Source organism: Streptococcus macacae NCTC 11558, assembly GCF_000187995.2.
GTDB classification, from domain to species: Bacteria; Bacillota; Bacilli; order Lactobacillales; family Streptococcaceae; genus Streptococcus; species Streptococcus macacae.
Map to the genome: position 1 here is coordinate 1,346,013 of NZ_AEUW02000001.1, position 15,671 is coordinate 1,361,683.

The window sequence follows — 15,671 nt, forward strand, 5'->3', positions numbered from 1 at the left end:
AATATGCTGAAAATTCCTTGTCCATATTTATTCTTTGGAAAGACTGCCTGCCTGTGTCTGTGTTTTAGCATAAATGGCTAAAAGGATTGTTCCGCCAACACCAATTGTCAGAGCATTTGAAACAGAAGCCACAAATCCTTGTACAAACAGATAAGACCAAGACTGCGCAAATTGAATTTTATCACCAATAGGTGCAATCAAAGCATAGCCCACAAATACCGATACTGTCTGAGCTAGATTAAACCAAATAATATTTGGCAGCTTAAAAATTCCTTTTGAAATATCATATTTTTGGCGTAAAAGTCCAATTCCCATGCCTACAATGCCGCTTCCCAAAATCCAAGCCCAAGATAAACTACCATATTGAATACTATCTTTAAGGGCATGACCGATAAAACCAATCAGAAAGCCTGCTACAGGACCAAAAAGGGTTGAAAAGAGAGCCAAAACAGCATATTGAAGCTGAATGCTCGTATTTCCAAAAATAGGAATATTGACAAAAATACCAATGATAATAAAAAGGGCAGAGCCAATACCTGTTGCAACAACTGATTTAATAGAATTATTTTGCATAATCGTTCTCCTTTAACTTCTTCTTTAGCTTCAAGCCATTTTTCTAATCTCAATATGCCAATTAGAACCGACCCCTACATTATAAGCTTTAGCAAATGACCCTTGATTAATAGCAAGGCCAACTCGATAAAGCGAGTTGATATAAATAATGGGCTGCCCGATTCGAACATCGGCAAAGGATTTGCCATAAACAACTTGATTTTGGTAAACCAGCATATCATTGTTATAAATAGTAATTTCGAAGCGTTCTCCAAAAACTGGCTTTAGTGAATAAAACTCATCACGTGTAATAGAAGTCCAAAGAGATCCAAAACGGACATCTAAGATATCCACTGCACCCCGAACAAAGTTTTCTTCAATAACTGTCTCAACTACTGGCAGTTCAATAATATCTTCAACAGCCAATTTGGGACCGACTTCTGCAAAAGTAATATGATTGCTGGCCAGTTTGGCTCCGGTAAAAGCATAAACATCACGTCCATGAAAAGTATAAGACAGTTCTGTATTATTGCGGCGATTGGCAACTTCAGAAATCTCACGGACAGCTTTGATACCAATATGTTTTTTTATAAAAGAAAGTGTTCCATTATCAGGAGTAACAATATATTGACCCTTGTTTGTCAAAGCAACAACGCTTTTGCGTGCAGAGCCTACACCAGGATCTACAACAGAAACAAATGTTGTTCCTTCTGGCCAATATTCTACTGTTTGAAAAAGCCGGTAAGAAGCTTCAAAGATATTATAAGGAGTAATCTCATGGGTTAAATTGTGCACAATAAGAGTAGGATCTTCCTGCAAAGCTACTCCTGTCATAGCAGCTACCGCACCATCAACCAGTCCAAAATCTGACTGTAAAACTAATAATTTATTGCTCATACTTTCTGCCTTTCTCTATGATCAACACCCCATTGTAACATAAGAGGTATTCCTTTTAAATATCCTAAAAGAAATAAAAATAGAATAAGTCTTACTGATAAAAATTGACTGTCTTTCCTTCTTTTGCAAACATATAAAAAGAGCGGAGAAAATAAATTTTAAAACTTCTGCATTTTCTCCGCTGCTCCTTGCCTTTTAATGACTGTCTTAAATACTATTTTTATCGTTCATTTTCTTCAAAACACAACAGATACTTTTTGATTATCTGATAAACGGATATCAATAAAACTCAAAAATACTGTTTACTGACTTGATTGGTCAGCGATGGCTAACTTTGCGAGTCAGCAGATCTCCAATAAACTGGATCGCAAAAATGAGAAGGACGATCAAAAGAGCTGCTACAAAAGTAATATCCATATTGAAATTATTAAAACCATAAGAAATAGCAACATTTCCCAGACCGCCTGCCCCAATAGCTCCTGCCATGGCAGTCTCTCCAACTAGCGAGATTAAAGTGACTGTTGATACACGAATCAAATCTGGCAGACCTTCGCTAAGATAAACTTTTACAATATCCCAAAAAGTAGCGCCTGAGGCTTGTGCTGCCTCAATAACACCACGATCCAATTCAGAAAAAACGACTTGAACCTGACGGGCAAAAAAAGGAAAAGTAGCAAATGACAGAGGTACCAATGCCGCTGTTGCTCCTAAATTTGTCTGCAGCAGCAAATAAGTCAGCGGTGCCAGTATGGCAACTAATATAATAAAAGGTATCGCACGAAAGATAGAAGTAATTTTATCAATAATCCAGCAAAGCTTTTTATTTTCAATAACACCATCTGGCCCCATAAGTACCAATAAAAGACCAAAAAGAAGGCCAACGCTTCCTCCGATAATAAAAGGAAGGACCGTCATATAAAGTGTACTTAAAAAAGCCGTCAGCCACCCTGTATCTCCTGTAAGGCCTAGTTGATAAACGTTTGGCAGATAAGTTTGAATTAAATTCATCATTTAGCTCCCTTCTTTAAAACTGTCACTTTGACATCTGAATTTTTCAAGTCACTGAGTGCCTGCTCTATGCTTGAGACTTCTCCGTCTAAAATAATTATCATTTCTCCCACAGGCGTACTTTCCAAAATTTCAATGTTGCCATAAAGGATATTAGTTGTGACTTGATATTTTTTATAAAGGTCATTTAAAATGGGTTCATCCGTTGCTGAACCTGAATATTTTAGCTGCAAAAGAACTGAACCAGCCGATAAATTTTTAACAAAATCCTGCTCTTCAATTTTGGCTAAGGCTTCATCAATGCCGGTTGCTGTTTTGATAAAGTCTTTTGTTAGACTCTCCTTAGGATTGGAAAAGATATCCAAAACAGAACCCTCTTCGATCAAAGAGCCATCCTGCATTACCGCCACACGGTTGCAAATGTCTTTAACAATTTGCATTTCATGTGTAATCATCACAATGGTTAAATTCAGTTTACGGTTAAGCTCCTGCAGAAGCGTTAAAATTTGTTTCGTTGTTTTAGGATCAAGAGCAGAAGTTGCTTCATCTGAAATTAAAATTTTAGGATCATTAGCCAGAGCACGCGCAATAGCGACACGCTGCTTTTGTCCTCCTGAAAGCTGAGCAGGATAATTATCAGCTCGATCAGAAAGACCAACTAGCTCCAGCAGCTCAGATACCTTCTGATTTTTTTGATCGGCACTAAGATCAGAATGACGCAAGGCAAAAGCAATATTTTCACGGGCAGTCTTCTGAGCCATTAAGTTAAAATGCTGAAAAATCATACCAATATCACGGCGTTTTTGGCGCAACTCCTGATTGGACAGCTGAACTGCGCCTTTTTCAAAAGTAACATCATTATCAATGGTAATTTTTCCTTCATTTGGAATCTGCAAAAGATTAATAACACGAACAAGCGTTGATTTCCCCGCTCCAGAATAACCTACAATACCATAGACATCTCCTTGTTTGATGCTAACACTGACATCTTTTACGGCCTCAATTGTATGCTTTTTTTGATGAAAAGTGATCCCGATATGATCTAATTGGATAATAGCTTCATTCATAACTTCTAATTAACTCCTTGATTAATTCAATATGCCTATAATAATCGGCCAAGCTGACATTTTCATCGCCGCCATGATCCCGGCTGTGAGGATTACCAAGTCCAAAAGCCAGCATAGGTACCCCTAAAGCTTGATATACTGTATACATGGGTCCAGTCCCAGCAGCGGTTGGCAGCACTGAGACTCCTGCCTTATAAAAAGTTTTTGCCAAGTCAATAACATTTAAGATAGCTGGTGCGCTCATATCACTGCGGTAAGATTCTTCCCCCAGAGTAAAAGTCACTTTAACATGCTCAAAGCCATGCCTTCTGAGATGGGTGTTTATCTTATCAAAAACATAACGCGGACTGAGTCCTGGAACCAAGCGCATTTCCATTTTAGCACTGGCAGATGCTGGCAGAATGGTTTTAACCCCCTGTCCCTGATAGCCCGAGGAAATACCTTCAATGGATAAGGCAGGTTCAAAGAAATAAGTTTTAAGAAACTGCCGACGTTCTTTTTTTAATACCGGTAATTTAAGTCCATAGACCCTGCGCAAACCATCACTATTTTCAAGCGCAAATCTTTCTACAAGGTCTAACTCCCGTTCATTAGGAGCTAAAATCTTATCATAAATGCCATCTATCAAAATCTGGCCATCATCTGCACGCATACTAGAAATAGCATTTAGCAGATACCAAGTTGCAGACTCCACTACAGCTCCGTATTTTGAATGAATATCAACTTCCGCACTGGAAACAGATAAATCAAAGGTAATAATTCCTTTATTGCCTCCTGTAATTTCCAACTGTCCTAAATTATTTTTAACCCCTTGCTCCCAAATAAGGAGTTCAGCGGGCAAGAGTCTCTCTGCATATTTTTCTAAATATTTTTCCAGGTCCGTGGAAGCTGACTCTTCTGCACCTTCTATAATAAAAGTAATATTAACAGGGAGCTCGCCAATTTCTCGGATATATTTGCGGACAGCAGTTAAGCGTGCTGTGATATGCCCCTTATCATCATCTACTCCTCGACCGTACATATAGCCTTTACGTACAGTTAATTTAAAGGGATCGTCTGTCCACAGCTGATCATTATCTGCTGGCACTGTATCATAATGATTGTAAAAAATAATGGTTTTTGCGTCAGGATTAGGACTCTTAAATTTTGCGATCACAAAAGGAGCCTTATAGGTTTCATCAATTGTAACTTCTGCACCAACATTTGCAAAAATTTCCCCTAAGTAAGCAGCAACATCTTGCAGACCGATCTGCTGTGCAAAAATAGATTTTTTAGAAACCAAAGTTCGCAAAACTTCAAAATAATGCTGCGCTACTTCATCTTGTTTAAACTTAACAAGCTGTTCTTCTTCCGTTGAAAATGTCATGTTTCTCCCCATTATAAATCAAAGGGCGCTTTGAACACGCCCTGATGTTTATTATGTTGTCATTACCAAACAGGTTCATCCACACCTTTTGCTGTTTTTTCAATAACTTTCTTAACAGCATCTGTGTGATAGGCTTTAATTAACTTTTTGATTGTTGCAGCTTTTTTAGATTTTTTCCAATTTTTTTGTGCAGCAATAATATTCACCCACTGTTTAGAATCGGCTGTTACCTTTTCTTTATAGAGAGAAGTCTTAAAGTCAAGTTTGGCAGGAACGGCATAGCTATTATTGACAACAGCTCCATCAACAGATGATAAATTGCGTGCTGTTTGGCTGGCATCAACTTCCTTGATATCTAAATCTTTAGGATTGGATTTAATATCTTTTTTGGTCGCCAAAGTATCTGCTGAAGATTTCAATTTAATCAAACCAGCAGCCTGAAGAAGGAAAAGAGCTCTGCTTTCATTGGTTGGATCATTGGGAATAGCGATTTGAGCGCCATCTGGAATTTCTTTAACATTTGTATATTTAGCCTTGCCGTTTTCAGTTCCTGGGAAAAGATTAACTGGACTGATATAGGTTTCAGCAGCCGTCACCAAATTGCCATGGTTCTTTTTGTTCCAGTCATTTAAGAAATTACGATGCTGAAAGGCATTGACGTCAACTTCACCATTTTTTAAAGCTTTATTAGGCTGAGAATAATCTGTGAACTCTTTAAATTTCAATTTGATATTCTCTTTTTTAAGAAGTTCTGAAATTTTATCCCAACGTGCCTTATCTGATGATGTCATTGTCATAACACCGACAGTCAATGTATTTTTATCGTTTTTTTGACCGCAGGCTGCAAGGAAAAATACCGCTGCAATAGCTAGTCCTAAAATTCCTAAATATTTCTTTATTCTCATTGCTGTTTCTCCTTTTTAATTAAAGTAAATTCATTTTCTCATATTTCCTTCTAGCTATCAAATTGTTATTTCAAAGACAGCCTTATAGGTATTAGCTATAACCGTTTCAAGAGCGGGATCTACTGCAGCTACAATAAAAGGAGAGCAGAGTGAACGCATCTCCAAAAATTGGGCGTTTAGGTCCCTTTTTTGAAAGATCGTACAGAAAAAAGCTCTCCTTTTATCTGTCTTATATAGTCTGCCAAAAAAGCTAGAGCCTCTTTTCAACTTTAAAATGAGCAGTTGAAAAGGACAATACTGAATTTCTCCTTTCTTTCTTGGTCAGAAATAAGCCCTATTATTTGATATCCTTTTTATTAGGCAGATAGCTTCCGCCGAGGTATTTTTGTGACAGTTTTTCAAGCTTCCCATTATCATAAAGTTTCTTAATACGCTTATTAACATATTTTTGCAGATCTTTTTGATCCTGAGAGAAAATAAAGTAAATATATGGCTTTTGCGCAGAGCTAAGCTCAATTGTTTTGAGATTGTCTAAACCTTGCTGTTTAATGATTGTCTGAGCTGAAATCTTTTCAAAAATTTTAAAATCATAACGGCCGTCGCTGACATTGCGAATCTGCTTAGATAAATCTTCATCTGTATAGTTTATCTTAACTTTATCTGATCCTGATTTTTTAGCATTAAATTTTTTCAGCAAAACTTCACTGGTATTACCAGCAACAACTTGTGTTGAGTGGCCTGCAATATCATCGTATGATTTAATGGCACTATTTTTTGGCACGATTAATACCATAGGATTTGAGGCAGTTGGATTGGAGTAAAGGTACTTTTTAGCACGCTCCTTGGTATAGCTAATATTGTTTGCTCCGATTTGGAAACGGCCGCTATCAAGCCCTGAAAAGACACTTTTCCACTCTGTCTTTTTATATTCTACTTTATATTTATCAGAACCTTTGAAAACCTCTTTTGCTACTTCAATGTCATAACCTGTTAATTTTCCGTCTTTTACAAAAGAAAAGGGATTCGTTGTTCCAACAGTTGTAAGAACAACTTTCTTTTTAGACGACTTTGAGCTGCAGGCGGTTAATAATAATGTTGAGGCCAGCGCAACAGCACCGATTTTTAAAATGGTTTTTAATTTCATAGCTTTCCTCCTAAACTTAACTATTTCTATCTTATCACTTATCGATAACCTTGCCTATTATATAATTTCTATCAGCTGATAACTATTTTCTATCACATTTTAACTGAGTTTAAAAAGAAAAGAGCAGCTGAAACGATCCTAAAAGATCATTTTCAGCCTACTCTTATTTGATGACAATGTTAACTAATTTATTTGGTACGGCAATCACTTTAACAATGGTCTTACCTGCTATTTCAGTCTGAATTTTGGTATCTTCCAAAGCTATTTTTTCAAGTTCTTCACGGCTAGTATCCTTGGGAACAAAGATTCTAGATCGAACCTTTCCTTTAATTTGCAAGACAATTTCAACTTCGTTTTCAATCAGCTTGCTTTCATCATAAGATGGCCAAGATACATAAGAAATAGACTGATCAGACTGCGTCAGCTTCTGCCAAAGCTCCTCCGCTAAATGCGGTGCAAATGGTGCCAGCAGCTGAACAAATCCTTTAGCATAGTCCGCAAAGATCTGCTCTTCTTTATTGGCTGCATTAACAAAAATCATCAGCTGCGAAATAGCTGTATTAAAACGCATAGCTTCTAAATGCTCAGTCACTGTCTTAACAGATTCATGATAAACCTTATCTAAATGGCCATTGTTTTCAGGAACAAATTCTTTAGAAGTGATCAGGCGATAAACACGATCAAGAAATTTGCGGCTTCCTTCCAATCCCTCTTCAGACCAAGCTATTGAAGCATCTAAAGGCCCCATAAACATTTCATAAACACGAAGCGTATCTGCACCGTATTGTTCTATCACATCATCAGGATTTACAACATTCTTAAGTGATTTAGACATCTTAGCCGGTGCTTGCTCTAATTCTTCACCTGTCTCACTATGAAAGAAGGAAGAATCACGCTTTTCTACCTTATCTGTTGCAATGAGAGCTCCGCGGTGATCACGGTAGCTTGTCCCCAAAATCATACCTTGATTAAATAATTTTTGAAAAGGTTCTTTGGTTGGTACGATACCCAAATCATAAAGAAATTTATGCCAAAAACGTGCATAAAGCAGATGAAGAACCGCATGTTCAGCACCGCCGACATAAATATCCACCGGCAGCCATTGTTTGAGCAGCTCTTTATTGGCTAGTTCTGTCTTATTATGGGGATCAATATAGCGAAGGAAATACCAGCTCGATCCTGCCCATTGAGGCATGGTATTTGTCTCACGGCGTCCTTTAACACCATCTTTTCGAGTCACTTCCAGCCAATCTGTTAGATTAGCCAGCGGACTCTCTCCAGTACCAGAAGGCTTGATATCTCCCGTAACTGGTAAAACAAGCGGCAAGTCGCTTTCAGGGACAGCTGTTGAGGTCCCGTCTTCCCAATGAATAATCGGAATAGGCTCTCCCCAATAACGCTGACGGCTAAAGAGCCAATCACGCAAACGATAAGTCACCTTCTTACAGCCCACACCATGCGCCTCTAACCAAGAGATCATCTTCTCAATAGCCGCTTCTTTAGTGAGACCATTTAAGAAGTCTGAATTAATATGCGGTCCATCTTCTGTAAAAGCAGCTTCTGATACATTGCCTCCTTCTAAAACAGGAAGAATAGCAAGGTTGAACTGCTTAGCAAATTCCCAGTCTCGTTCATCATGTGCTGGTACAGCCATGATAGCCCCGGTCCCGTAACTAGCAAGAACATAATCTGCAATCCAAATTGGAATTTCTTTGCCATTGACAGGATTTATGGCATAACTGCCAGTCCAGACACCCGTTTTTTTCTTAGCCAGATCTGTACGTGCTAAATCTGATTTAAGACTGGCTTGATAGCGATAATCAGCTACAGCTTGAGCCTGTTCTTGGCTTGTAATAGCTTCCACCAGTTCATGCTCCGGAGCAAGAACGGCATAAGTTGCCCCAAAAAGCGTATCAGGACGAGTTGTAAAGACCGTGAAGGTCTTATCTGTATCTTTAACTTTAAAAGTCACATTAGCGCCGGTAGATTTGCCAATCCAGTTACGCTGCATATCTTTAATAGACTCTGGCCAATCAAGATCTTCTAAATCTTCTAATAAACGTTCTGCATAGGCCGTTATTTTCAGCATCCACTGGCGCATAGGCTTGCGGACAACTGGATAGCCGCCGCGCTCTGAAGTCCCATCTGGCAGCACCTCTTCGTTAGCAATAGCTGTTCCTAGCTCTTCTACCCAGTTTACAGGGACTTCAGCCTCATAAGCTAAACCTTTTTCATAAAGCTTTGTAAAGATCCATTGAGTCCATTTATAATAATCAGGATCTGTTGTATTAATTTCACGATCCCAGTCATAAGAAAAACCAAGAGATTTAATCTGGCGTTTAAAGGTTTCAATGTTTTTAGCTGTAAATTCAGCTGGGTCATTTCCCGTGTCCATAGCATACTGTTCAGCAGGTAAACCAAAAGCATCCCAACCCATGGGATGAAGGACATTATAGCCTTGAGCACGCTTAAAACGGCTAAGAATATCTGTTGCCGTATAGCCTTCTGGATGCCCTACATGAAGTCCAGCTCCTGAAGGATAAGGAAACATATCCAGGGCATAAAAATTTGGCTTTGAAGCATCTTCGCCAGTTTTAAAAGTCTTATTTTGATCCCAGAATTTCTGCCATTTTTCCTCAATTGCTTTGTGATTATAATAAACCATAGTATTCTCCAAAATATAGTATTGCTATTTTATTATAGCATTTTCAAAAGTGTTTTAAAACATGAAAAAATCACTGAGTTTTTCAGCAAAAAAGTAAAACGCAATCGTGATTTGGCAGACATCAATTTCCCTCGCACTCTTAATTTCAAGACTCTAACCTAAAAATCAAAAGACAAAAATAGCCATCAACAGCAACTGCTAAACTAAAGCAGTCCATAAACAGTACAAGGGTTAAGCCTAAAACGAACAGCGTCAATCAGCCTATCCCAAAAGCTTTGCTGCTACTAGCCTATATCGTTTTACTGAGATTTAGCCTCACTTCAATGATATATCTACTGCTTCTTAGAAACCTTATGGTAATTTTTCAAAAATTGCTCTGTAGAGTTGGGCAAGTTAACAGTTGAGCGATAAACATCAATGTCTTTAACAACTTTTTTTCTCTTGCCATTTTTAGTTTCTTCTGTATAAACGTCTTTGTAAACATAGGTGCCCTTTTGCTTTACCAAAAGGGGTTCAGATGGATAAGCTGGACTTTTAATCTTTTCAATCTGTCTTTTGAAAATCTTCCTTTTTTTGACGTCCTTAACAGACTTAAAAGTAACAGTCGCTGACTTGAGCAGGCGAAAATAATACTTATTATTGTTCTTCTTGTAGGTTCCTTCCAAGAAGGTCAGCTCTGGATTGACTTCATTGGGGTAATTGTCCATGCGTTCATCTTCCAGCTCATCTTCAGATTTATAATTGCTATCATTTATCAGCATGACCCATCGATGATTTTTTAACAATTTAAAATTATCATAGCCTTCATAGGTCTGATTCAGTGCTATTTCTGAAACGGGCTGATTATAAAAACCAGACCATAAAAAATAAGCCAACCCGCCTGATAGAGCAAGGACGAACAATCCTAGACTAATTTTTTTCATTCTTCTTGTCATACTTATTTTCCTTCACCAATTTTTTGTAAGCCCTAATCGCCTTACCAACTCTTTGAAAACTGCTGCTGCCATCTTTAGCATAGTGGCCATTTTTGTTAAAATAGCTATCTTCCCAACGCAGCTGACGATTAGAGAACCTTGATTGTTTCACTTTATTCGGCGCTTTAAAAATAGCCTGATACTTCTGTAAAAATGTTCGGCGAAATTTGGGATCATGCAAACGCACAGGATAAATATCTAAATAGCGGTGCTGGCTGTTATTTTCATTAGCATAGTTAAAACTAGCACCATTAATCACACCATTTTCAGTTGTCACTTCAGGATCCAAGACATTGACAAAATGGCCTGATTCATTAAGGATAAATTCACTATAGAAATTCATAACAATTTTAAAATTAACCTGATCCTTGCCATCAGGATAATACTTCATTTTATTCATTAGTGAATCGCTAAAAACAGCAACTTTGTTGTGCAGGCGGGAGGATTCTCCAAAATTATAATTATAATAATAGTCAGATTTATCAACACCGATTTTTTCGAAAAAATTATTGGTTTCATCCATATCTTTCATGTAATGAGCTAGAGCTTGGGCATCTGTCATACCTGTTTTTCGATAAGTATGGCGCACCCATTGTGCTTGCTGGGCAGAAATGACATAACGCAGCTGATGCACTCTTTGCTCTAAATCACCTGCCCGGGCTAAGCTTCGATCTGGAAAGGCGCGCTGAACAGCTTCTGCCAGTAACTTCCAAAAGTCATCATTAGGTTCTATATCATTTGAAAAATGGCTGATGAGTCTAGCAGACTCTTTTTTGCTGACTGATATTTCCTTAGGCATACCTGCCGTATTGACCGCGATTTTGAGCTGTCTCTTTGCAGCAGACCGGGTTTTTGATTTCCCTTCAATTTCCCACATTTTTTGAAAATCTGAGCTGCCTAAAACTTTGATGGTCTTAAAACGTTTGTCAAAAACAGCTGCAATCTGAGAAGCCCTTATCGTAGCAGACGGCCTTTTCAAGAAAATACTTTGAATGGCTTGATTGCTCCAGCCGAGTTTTTGTAAATCACCTATTTCTGTTTGCAGCTGCTGACGTATGCTTGCTTTCTCTGCTGCTGATAGGTTTTGCTTTAGTCGGTTCACATAAGTTTCTAAATCCTGATAGGGCTTTTTTTCAACGACATTAGCTGCTGGCTGCCGCAAAAGCAGTCCAAAACAGAGGAAAATACTCCAAAATACCATCCTAGATTTCTTCATAAAATGATTGTAACAAAAAGGACACCATAAAAAAAGCTGCTGCCTTTAAAATGAATCCCACCAATAAAGCTGTAAGCTAACCCGTTATTTATTTCCAGTTTGCAAATTCTACCAATTGAACTCGACTGATCTTAACAACTTTGACAATGAAGAGACTGACTATAAAGAGAGTTCTATCGCCAAGTATTCGATCGTTTTTCATAATAGCTGAGATCAAATCAAGCACCGCAATGATCTTATCAAAGGGCGAAGTCTTCTAGAATGAAGCAAGAGAGCAAAGAGATAAGCTTGACATTGAGAAAAGACGCTTGTAGAATTATATTTAGAAACAGTCAATAACTATTTATAATATATAATAAAGAGAGAGGACTTTCTCTATGAGCCAAAAAAGATTACCCGATACTGAATTTCTTGTAATGAAAGCTGTGTGGCAATGTCCAGAACTCCCTGTAAGCACACATGATATTATGAAACATTTGCCAAATGATAGGGGCTGGAAGCCTCAAACCGTTTTAACCTTACTAAAACGTCTGGCAGATAAAGGCTTTTTAGAAAGCGAACGTAAAGGAAAAGAACGCTTTTATACACCTATTATCAGCGAAGCCGATTATCTAGCTATAGAAACAGATAACTTTATGAAACGCTATAAGGGAAATTCCATTAGTTCCTTAGTCCGTACTTTTTTCACCTCCAATGATGTTTCAGCTGAAGAGCTGGAAGAGTTACGTCATTTGCTTGAGGAGTGATTTCTATGATAATTTCCATTTTTTTATCCTTAGTAACAACAAGTATTACTATCTCTTTTTTAATGGTTTTGTTCGCCTTTATCTCACGAGCCTTTCCACGGCTGATGTCGTCTAGAACGCGTTATTCGATTTGGATCCTTATCCTTTTATGCCTCTTACTGCCTATTAGACCTTTGCTGGGAAATGTCTTTTTTACCTTAACCTTACCGCGCATTACTCAACACACGACAGCCATAAATACCGTTGCAGCATCCGTCACGAAAGCAAGTCAAGCAGACAAGAGCTTACCAGCAGCTCAAATGCTGCTTTATGCTTTCTTCCTGCTTTGGTTATTAGGCAGTCTCCTTTTTCTTATACGCCATGCTGTTCAATACTTCAAACTCCGCCGCTTGATCCAAAGAACCGGTCAAAAAATAACAGACAGGCAAATTTTACAGCGTTTTGAAGACCTTATGGACTGCATGCAGATCAAAAATAAACAGATACAGCTCATCCGCTGTGCTTTTATTAAAAGTCCCATGCTTACAGGTTTGCGCCGGCCTGTCATCCTACTTCCCAACCAAGAATTTTCTGACCAGCAAATGGAAATCGTCTTAGAACATGAATTAACCCATTATCAGCACCGTGACCTTTTCATTAATTTACTAATGATTCTTACAGCCAGTCTGCATTGGTTCAACCCCATCATAAGGTTTGCTAATCGTGTTATTCAGGAAGAAGGAGAGATTCTTTGCGATGAGTCTGTTCTACGCGGAAAAAACTTAAATTACCGCCGCTTTTATGGAAAGACTATTCTCAGTCTTATTGAAAACGGTGAACCTAAATCGATTGCCTTATCTACTTGTTTCTTTGAATCTAAAATGAATCTACAGCATCGCCTAATAGCCATTTTAGATATCCACAATCCCATGAAGCGATTATCCTATCTAACCCTTATGGCTTCCATTTTTATTATACTTTTTTCTAATTCTGTTTTTGCTTTTGCAACAAGCATTGAGAAAGACCCTGTCCCGCACAGAACAGCTCAGCATCATAAAATAGTTAATAAAAAGCAAGATACCACTTCCTCTTCTCATAGCAGCAAGCCCCAAAATACCAAAAACAAACAAACCCCGCCGGCTACTTCAAACGCTAGCACTGCAGCTGCTCCTCCTCCTAGATCAGAAGCTCCTCAGCCGACAGCTCCGCCAGCAACAAATCCCGCTACTGGAGCCGTTACTAATCCCTCATATAAATCAAATCCTTCTAAGGAGGCTGATGATGAAAATGAGGCTGATGAACAAGAAGACAATAATGATGATTAAAAATCCCAATAAACATAAAGAGAGGCAGACTGTTACTCCTATAGCAAAGTTTGCCTCTCTTTTTATTTGTGCCGCAAATATCCAAGTTTCATCTGCTTTTAATTATGATAATCAGTTTAAAAATGTTACTGTTCTTTAAAAATTCAAACATAGACATTGACAGTTATTAAAGACAAGTGTAGAATTTTAATAAAGATGTTATCTACATTTGTAGAAGAACATCTGGTACTTAACTTGCATGGCAAACAAAACCTCTCCTTTCATTTATCCCCTCATAACCCTAAATTAGAGAAAGTTTGCCGTGCATTTAAGTATTTCATTAAAAGAGAAAAATAGAAAGAAGGGCAATTATGGCGGCAAAATCCATTCAAAAAGAATTCCAAAGAAGAGAAATTAAATATCTCATTAAACCTGAAATCTGTGAGCAACTGCAAAAAGAATTCATGGAGTATCTAGTCCCTGATAAGTTCTCTCATTCGGTTATCACTAATATCTATTTTGACAGCCCTAACTTTCAAATTATTAAAGACTCCATCAACCATCTCCATGGCAACGAAAAAATCAGGATGCGCACTTACGACCCCAATCCTTCCCTCACCAGCCAAGTCTTTTTAGAAATCAAAAAAAAAGAGCATAGGGGCGAGCAGGAGATAGGTTATAAATTTCGGCTGACTTCTAATCCTATGTCCATTTGCAACTATGTTCAATACGGTATAGCAGATGATAATATTAAACAAGATGACAGAGTAAATAATGAACTGGCTGTCTTACGGCAGCGTTATCAAAAACTGCTTCCAAAAATGTTTATCCATTACAAACGTTTTTCACTAAAAGGGATTCAAGATCCTAAAGTTAGAGTCACCTTTGATCGTGATATTGTTTATCGTAAAGAAGAGGTCAATTTAACCTCTGGATTGGAAGGAAACCCACTTTTACAGGACGGCAAAATGATTATGGAAGTTAAAGTAAAAAATGACCTTCCTCTATGGATGGAAAAAATCTTCAATAAATATCATCTAGTCCCACAGCCCTTTTCAAAGTATACAACTGCTTATTTAAAAGCTTATGGATTAACACCTGAAGCTATTAGAGAGGAGACTATCTCCAATGCTTAGTCAACTATTTAAAAGTGTCTTCTCAAACCGTAGTATCAGCATTAACCCTGATATGTTTATTTTATCTCTAATCATCAGTCTTCTCCTAGGTTTATTGCTAGCCAAAGCTTACAAATATAAAACGATCTATACAAAAGAATTTATCATTACTCTGGCAACTCTGCCTGTCCTTATTTCTATCATTATTTTTCTGGTTAACGGCAGCTTAGGAACCAGTGTTGCTGTTGCAGGAACCTTTGGTTTGATCCGCTTTCGCTCTGCTGCTGGCGGAGCTAAAGAAATCCTTTATGTCTTTTTCGCTACAGCTATTGGCATTGCAACAGGTATGGGATTTTTAGTCTTGGCTATTCTGTTTACCCTTGTTTTGCTGCTAGTGCTATGGCTGTATGAAAATTCAGCTTTTGTTCAGGTCAGCACAAGCAGACGCCAGGCGACTATTACGGTTCCCAACAATCACACAGACTATACACCTATTTTAGAGAAGATTTTAGACAGAAACTGCCGAGAAGCTAATCTCAGATTCATCCAAAACAATAATAAAGACAGCAAGATCCAGATGGATTATGACTTAGAACTTAGACCTCATATCAGCGATACAGGGCTTATCCATGATATCACCGCCTATGATCCCGATATTGAAATTTCTTTGGACACTAGTGCCAAAAAGAAGAAGATTTTATAGAAAATCCATTAACAAATCGCCAAACATTTA

The 15,671-nt window shown here is 37.9% G+C and carries 15 protein-coding genes; 5 read left to right on the plus strand and 10 right to left on the minus strand.

The genetic code is table 11. The annotated features are described in order from the left end of the window. Positions 1-27 precede the first annotated feature (27 nt). The 10 genes from STRMA_RS06465 to STRMA_RS06510 all read right to left on the minus strand — a co-directional run bounded on the left by STRMA_RS06465 (position 28) and on the right by STRMA_RS06510 (position 11,794). Positions 28-573, minus strand: coding sequence for an ECF-type riboflavin transporter substrate-binding protein (locus tag STRMA_RS06465; protein ID WP_003081268.1), 546 nt, complete (start codon positions 571-573; stop codon positions 28-30). A gap of 30 nt (positions 574-603) precedes the next feature. Beyond that, the gene (locus tag STRMA_RS06470) at positions 604-1,449 is read right to left on the minus strand and encodes an SAM hydrolase/SAM-dependent halogenase family protein (protein ID WP_003081931.1); all 846 of its coding nucleotides are present in this window, start codon (positions 1,447-1,449) and stop codon (positions 604-606) included. Positions 1,450-1,767: 318 nt separating this feature from the next. Then, complete coding sequence (locus tag STRMA_RS06475; protein WP_115277054.1) at positions 1,768-2,457, minus strand: methionine ABC transporter permease; 690 nt, start codon at positions 2,455-2,457, stop codon at positions 1,768-1,770. Continuing rightward, entirely contained in the window at positions 2,457-3,524 is a 1,068-nt protein-coding gene (locus STRMA_RS06480) for a methionine ABC transporter ATP-binding protein (protein ID WP_003081239.1), read from the minus strand. The genes STRMA_RS06475 and STRMA_RS06480 overlap by 1 nt, the downstream gene beginning before the upstream one ends. Next, positions 3,517-4,890, minus strand: coding sequence for a M20/M25/M40 family metallo-hydrolase (locus STRMA_RS06485; protein ID WP_003079867.1), 1,374 nt, complete (start codon positions 4,888-4,890; stop codon positions 3,517-3,519). The genes STRMA_RS06480 and STRMA_RS06485 overlap by 8 nt, the downstream gene beginning before the upstream one ends. Before the next feature lie 62 nt (positions 4,891-4,952). After that, on the minus strand, positions 4,953-5,795 hold the full coding sequence (locus STRMA_RS06490; protein ID WP_003080488.1) for a MetQ/NlpA family ABC transporter substrate-binding protein: 843 nt from the start codon (positions 5,793-5,795) through the stop codon (positions 4,953-4,955). A 337-nt stretch (positions 5,796-6,132) separates the two neighbouring features. Next, the gene (locus STRMA_RS06495; protein ID WP_003079078.1) at positions 6,133-6,939 is read right to left on the minus strand and encodes an amino acid ABC transporter substrate-binding protein; all 807 of its coding nucleotides are present in this window, start codon (positions 6,937-6,939) and stop codon (positions 6,133-6,135) included. 163 nt (positions 6,940-7,102) lie between these two features. Further along, positions 7,103-9,604: a leucine--tRNA ligase gene (gene leuS / locus STRMA_RS06500; protein ID WP_003081358.1), complete on the minus strand. Its 2,502-nt coding sequence runs from the start codon at positions 9,602-9,604 to the stop codon at positions 7,103-7,105. Between the two features lie 332 nt (positions 9,605-9,936). Then, positions 9,937-10,539 (minus strand): hypothetical protein, encoded by a 603-nt coding sequence (locus STRMA_RS06505; protein ID WP_003082452.1) that lies wholly within the window; start codon positions 10,537-10,539, stop codon positions 9,937-9,939. Continuing rightward, positions 10,514-11,794 carry a DUF3114 domain-containing protein gene (locus tag STRMA_RS06510; RefSeq protein WP_115277020.1) on the minus strand — a complete coding sequence of 427 codons (1,281 nt, stop codon included), beginning with the start codon at positions 11,792-11,794 and terminating at the stop codon, positions 10,514-10,516. The genes STRMA_RS06505 and STRMA_RS06510 overlap by 26 nt, the downstream gene beginning before the upstream one ends. Positions 11,795-12,171: 377 nt before the next feature. Between STRMA_RS06510 and STRMA_RS06515 the strand changes: the two genes are divergently transcribed. From STRMA_RS06515 to STRMA_RS06530, 5 genes are all read left to right on the plus strand, one after another. Further along, a complete protein-coding gene (locus STRMA_RS06515) occupies positions 12,172-12,540 on the plus strand; it encodes a BlaI/MecI/CopY family transcriptional regulator (protein ID WP_003079933.1) in 369 nt (122 codons plus the stop codon). A 5-nt stretch (positions 12,541-12,545) separates the two neighbouring features. Then, positions 12,546-13,844, plus strand: a complete 1,299-nt coding sequence (locus STRMA_RS06520; protein ID WP_003078717.1) for a M56 family metallopeptidase — start codon at positions 12,546-12,548, stop codon at positions 13,842-13,844. Further along, positions 13,816-13,983: a hypothetical protein gene (locus tag STRMA_RS09685; protein ID WP_155812140.1), complete on the plus strand. Its 168-nt coding sequence runs from the start codon at positions 13,816-13,818 to the stop codon at positions 13,981-13,983. Before STRMA_RS06520 ends, STRMA_RS09685 begins: the two co-directional genes overlap by 29 nt. Before the next feature lie 211 nt (positions 13,984-14,194). Next, positions 14,195-14,959, plus strand: coding sequence for a polyphosphate polymerase domain-containing protein (locus STRMA_RS06525; protein WP_003078770.1), 765 nt, complete (start codon positions 14,195-14,197; stop codon positions 14,957-14,959). Continuing rightward, a complete protein-coding gene (locus STRMA_RS06530) occupies positions 14,952-15,641 on the plus strand; it encodes a DUF4956 domain-containing protein (RefSeq protein WP_003081067.1) in 690 nt (229 codons plus the stop codon). Before STRMA_RS06525 ends, STRMA_RS06530 begins: the two co-directional genes overlap by 8 nt. Positions 15,642-15,671: the final 30 nt, after the last annotated feature.

Bases quoted from the DNA above. Each gene is read 5' to 3' on its own strand.
- STRMA_RS09685 (WP_155812140.1), top strand. From the start codon at position 13,816: ATGAACAAGAAGACAATAATGATGATTAAAAATCCCAATAAACATAAA.
- STRMA_RS06475 (WP_115277054.1), bottom strand. From the start codon at position 2,457: ATGAATTTAATTCAAACTTATCTGCCAAACGTTTATCAACTAGGCCTT.
- STRMA_RS06490 (WP_003080488.1), bottom strand. From the start codon at position 5,795: ATGAGAATAAAGAAATATTTAGGAATTTTAGGACTAGCTATTGCAGCG.
- STRMA_RS06520 (WP_003078717.1), top strand. From the start codon at position 12,546: ATGATAATTTCCATTTTTTTATCCTTAGTAACAACAAGTATTACTATC.
- STRMA_RS06465 (WP_003081268.1), bottom strand. From the start codon at position 573: ATGCAAAATAATTCTATTAAATCAGTTGTTGCAACAGGTATTGGCTCT.
- STRMA_RS06470 (WP_003081931.1), bottom strand. From the start codon at position 1,449: ATGAGCAATAAATTATTAGTTTTACAGTCAGATTTTGGACTGGTTGAT.
- leuS (WP_003081358.1), bottom strand. From the start codon at position 9,604: ATGGTTTATTATAATCACAAAGCAATTGAGGAAAAATGGCAGAAATTC.
- STRMA_RS06515 (WP_003079933.1), top strand. From the start codon at position 12,172: ATGAGCCAAAAAAGATTACCCGATACTGAATTTCTTGTAATGAAAGCT.
- STRMA_RS06525 (WP_003078770.1), top strand. From the start codon at position 14,195: ATGGCGGCAAAATCCATTCAAAAAGAATTCCAAAGAAGAGAAATTAAA.
- STRMA_RS06505 (WP_003082452.1), bottom strand. From the start codon at position 10,539: ATGACAAGAAGAATGAAAAAAATTAGTCTAGGATTGTTCGTCCTTGCT.
- STRMA_RS06480 (WP_003081239.1), bottom strand. From the start codon at position 3,524: ATGAATGAAGCTATTATCCAATTAGATCATATCGGGATCACTTTTCAT.
- STRMA_RS06510 (WP_115277020.1), bottom strand. From the start codon at position 11,794: ATGAAGAAATCTAGGATGGTATTTTGGAGTATTTTCCTCTGTTTTGGA.
- STRMA_RS06530 (WP_003081067.1), top strand. From the start codon at position 14,952: ATGCTTAGTCAACTATTTAAAAGTGTCTTCTCAAACCGTAGTATCAGC.
- STRMA_RS06485 (WP_003079867.1), bottom strand. From the start codon at position 4,890: ATGACATTTTCAACGGAAGAAGAACAGCTTGTTAAGTTTAAACAAGAT.
- STRMA_RS06495 (WP_003079078.1), bottom strand. From the start codon at position 6,939: ATGAAATTAAAAACCATTTTAAAAATCGGTGCTGTTGCGCTGGCCTCA.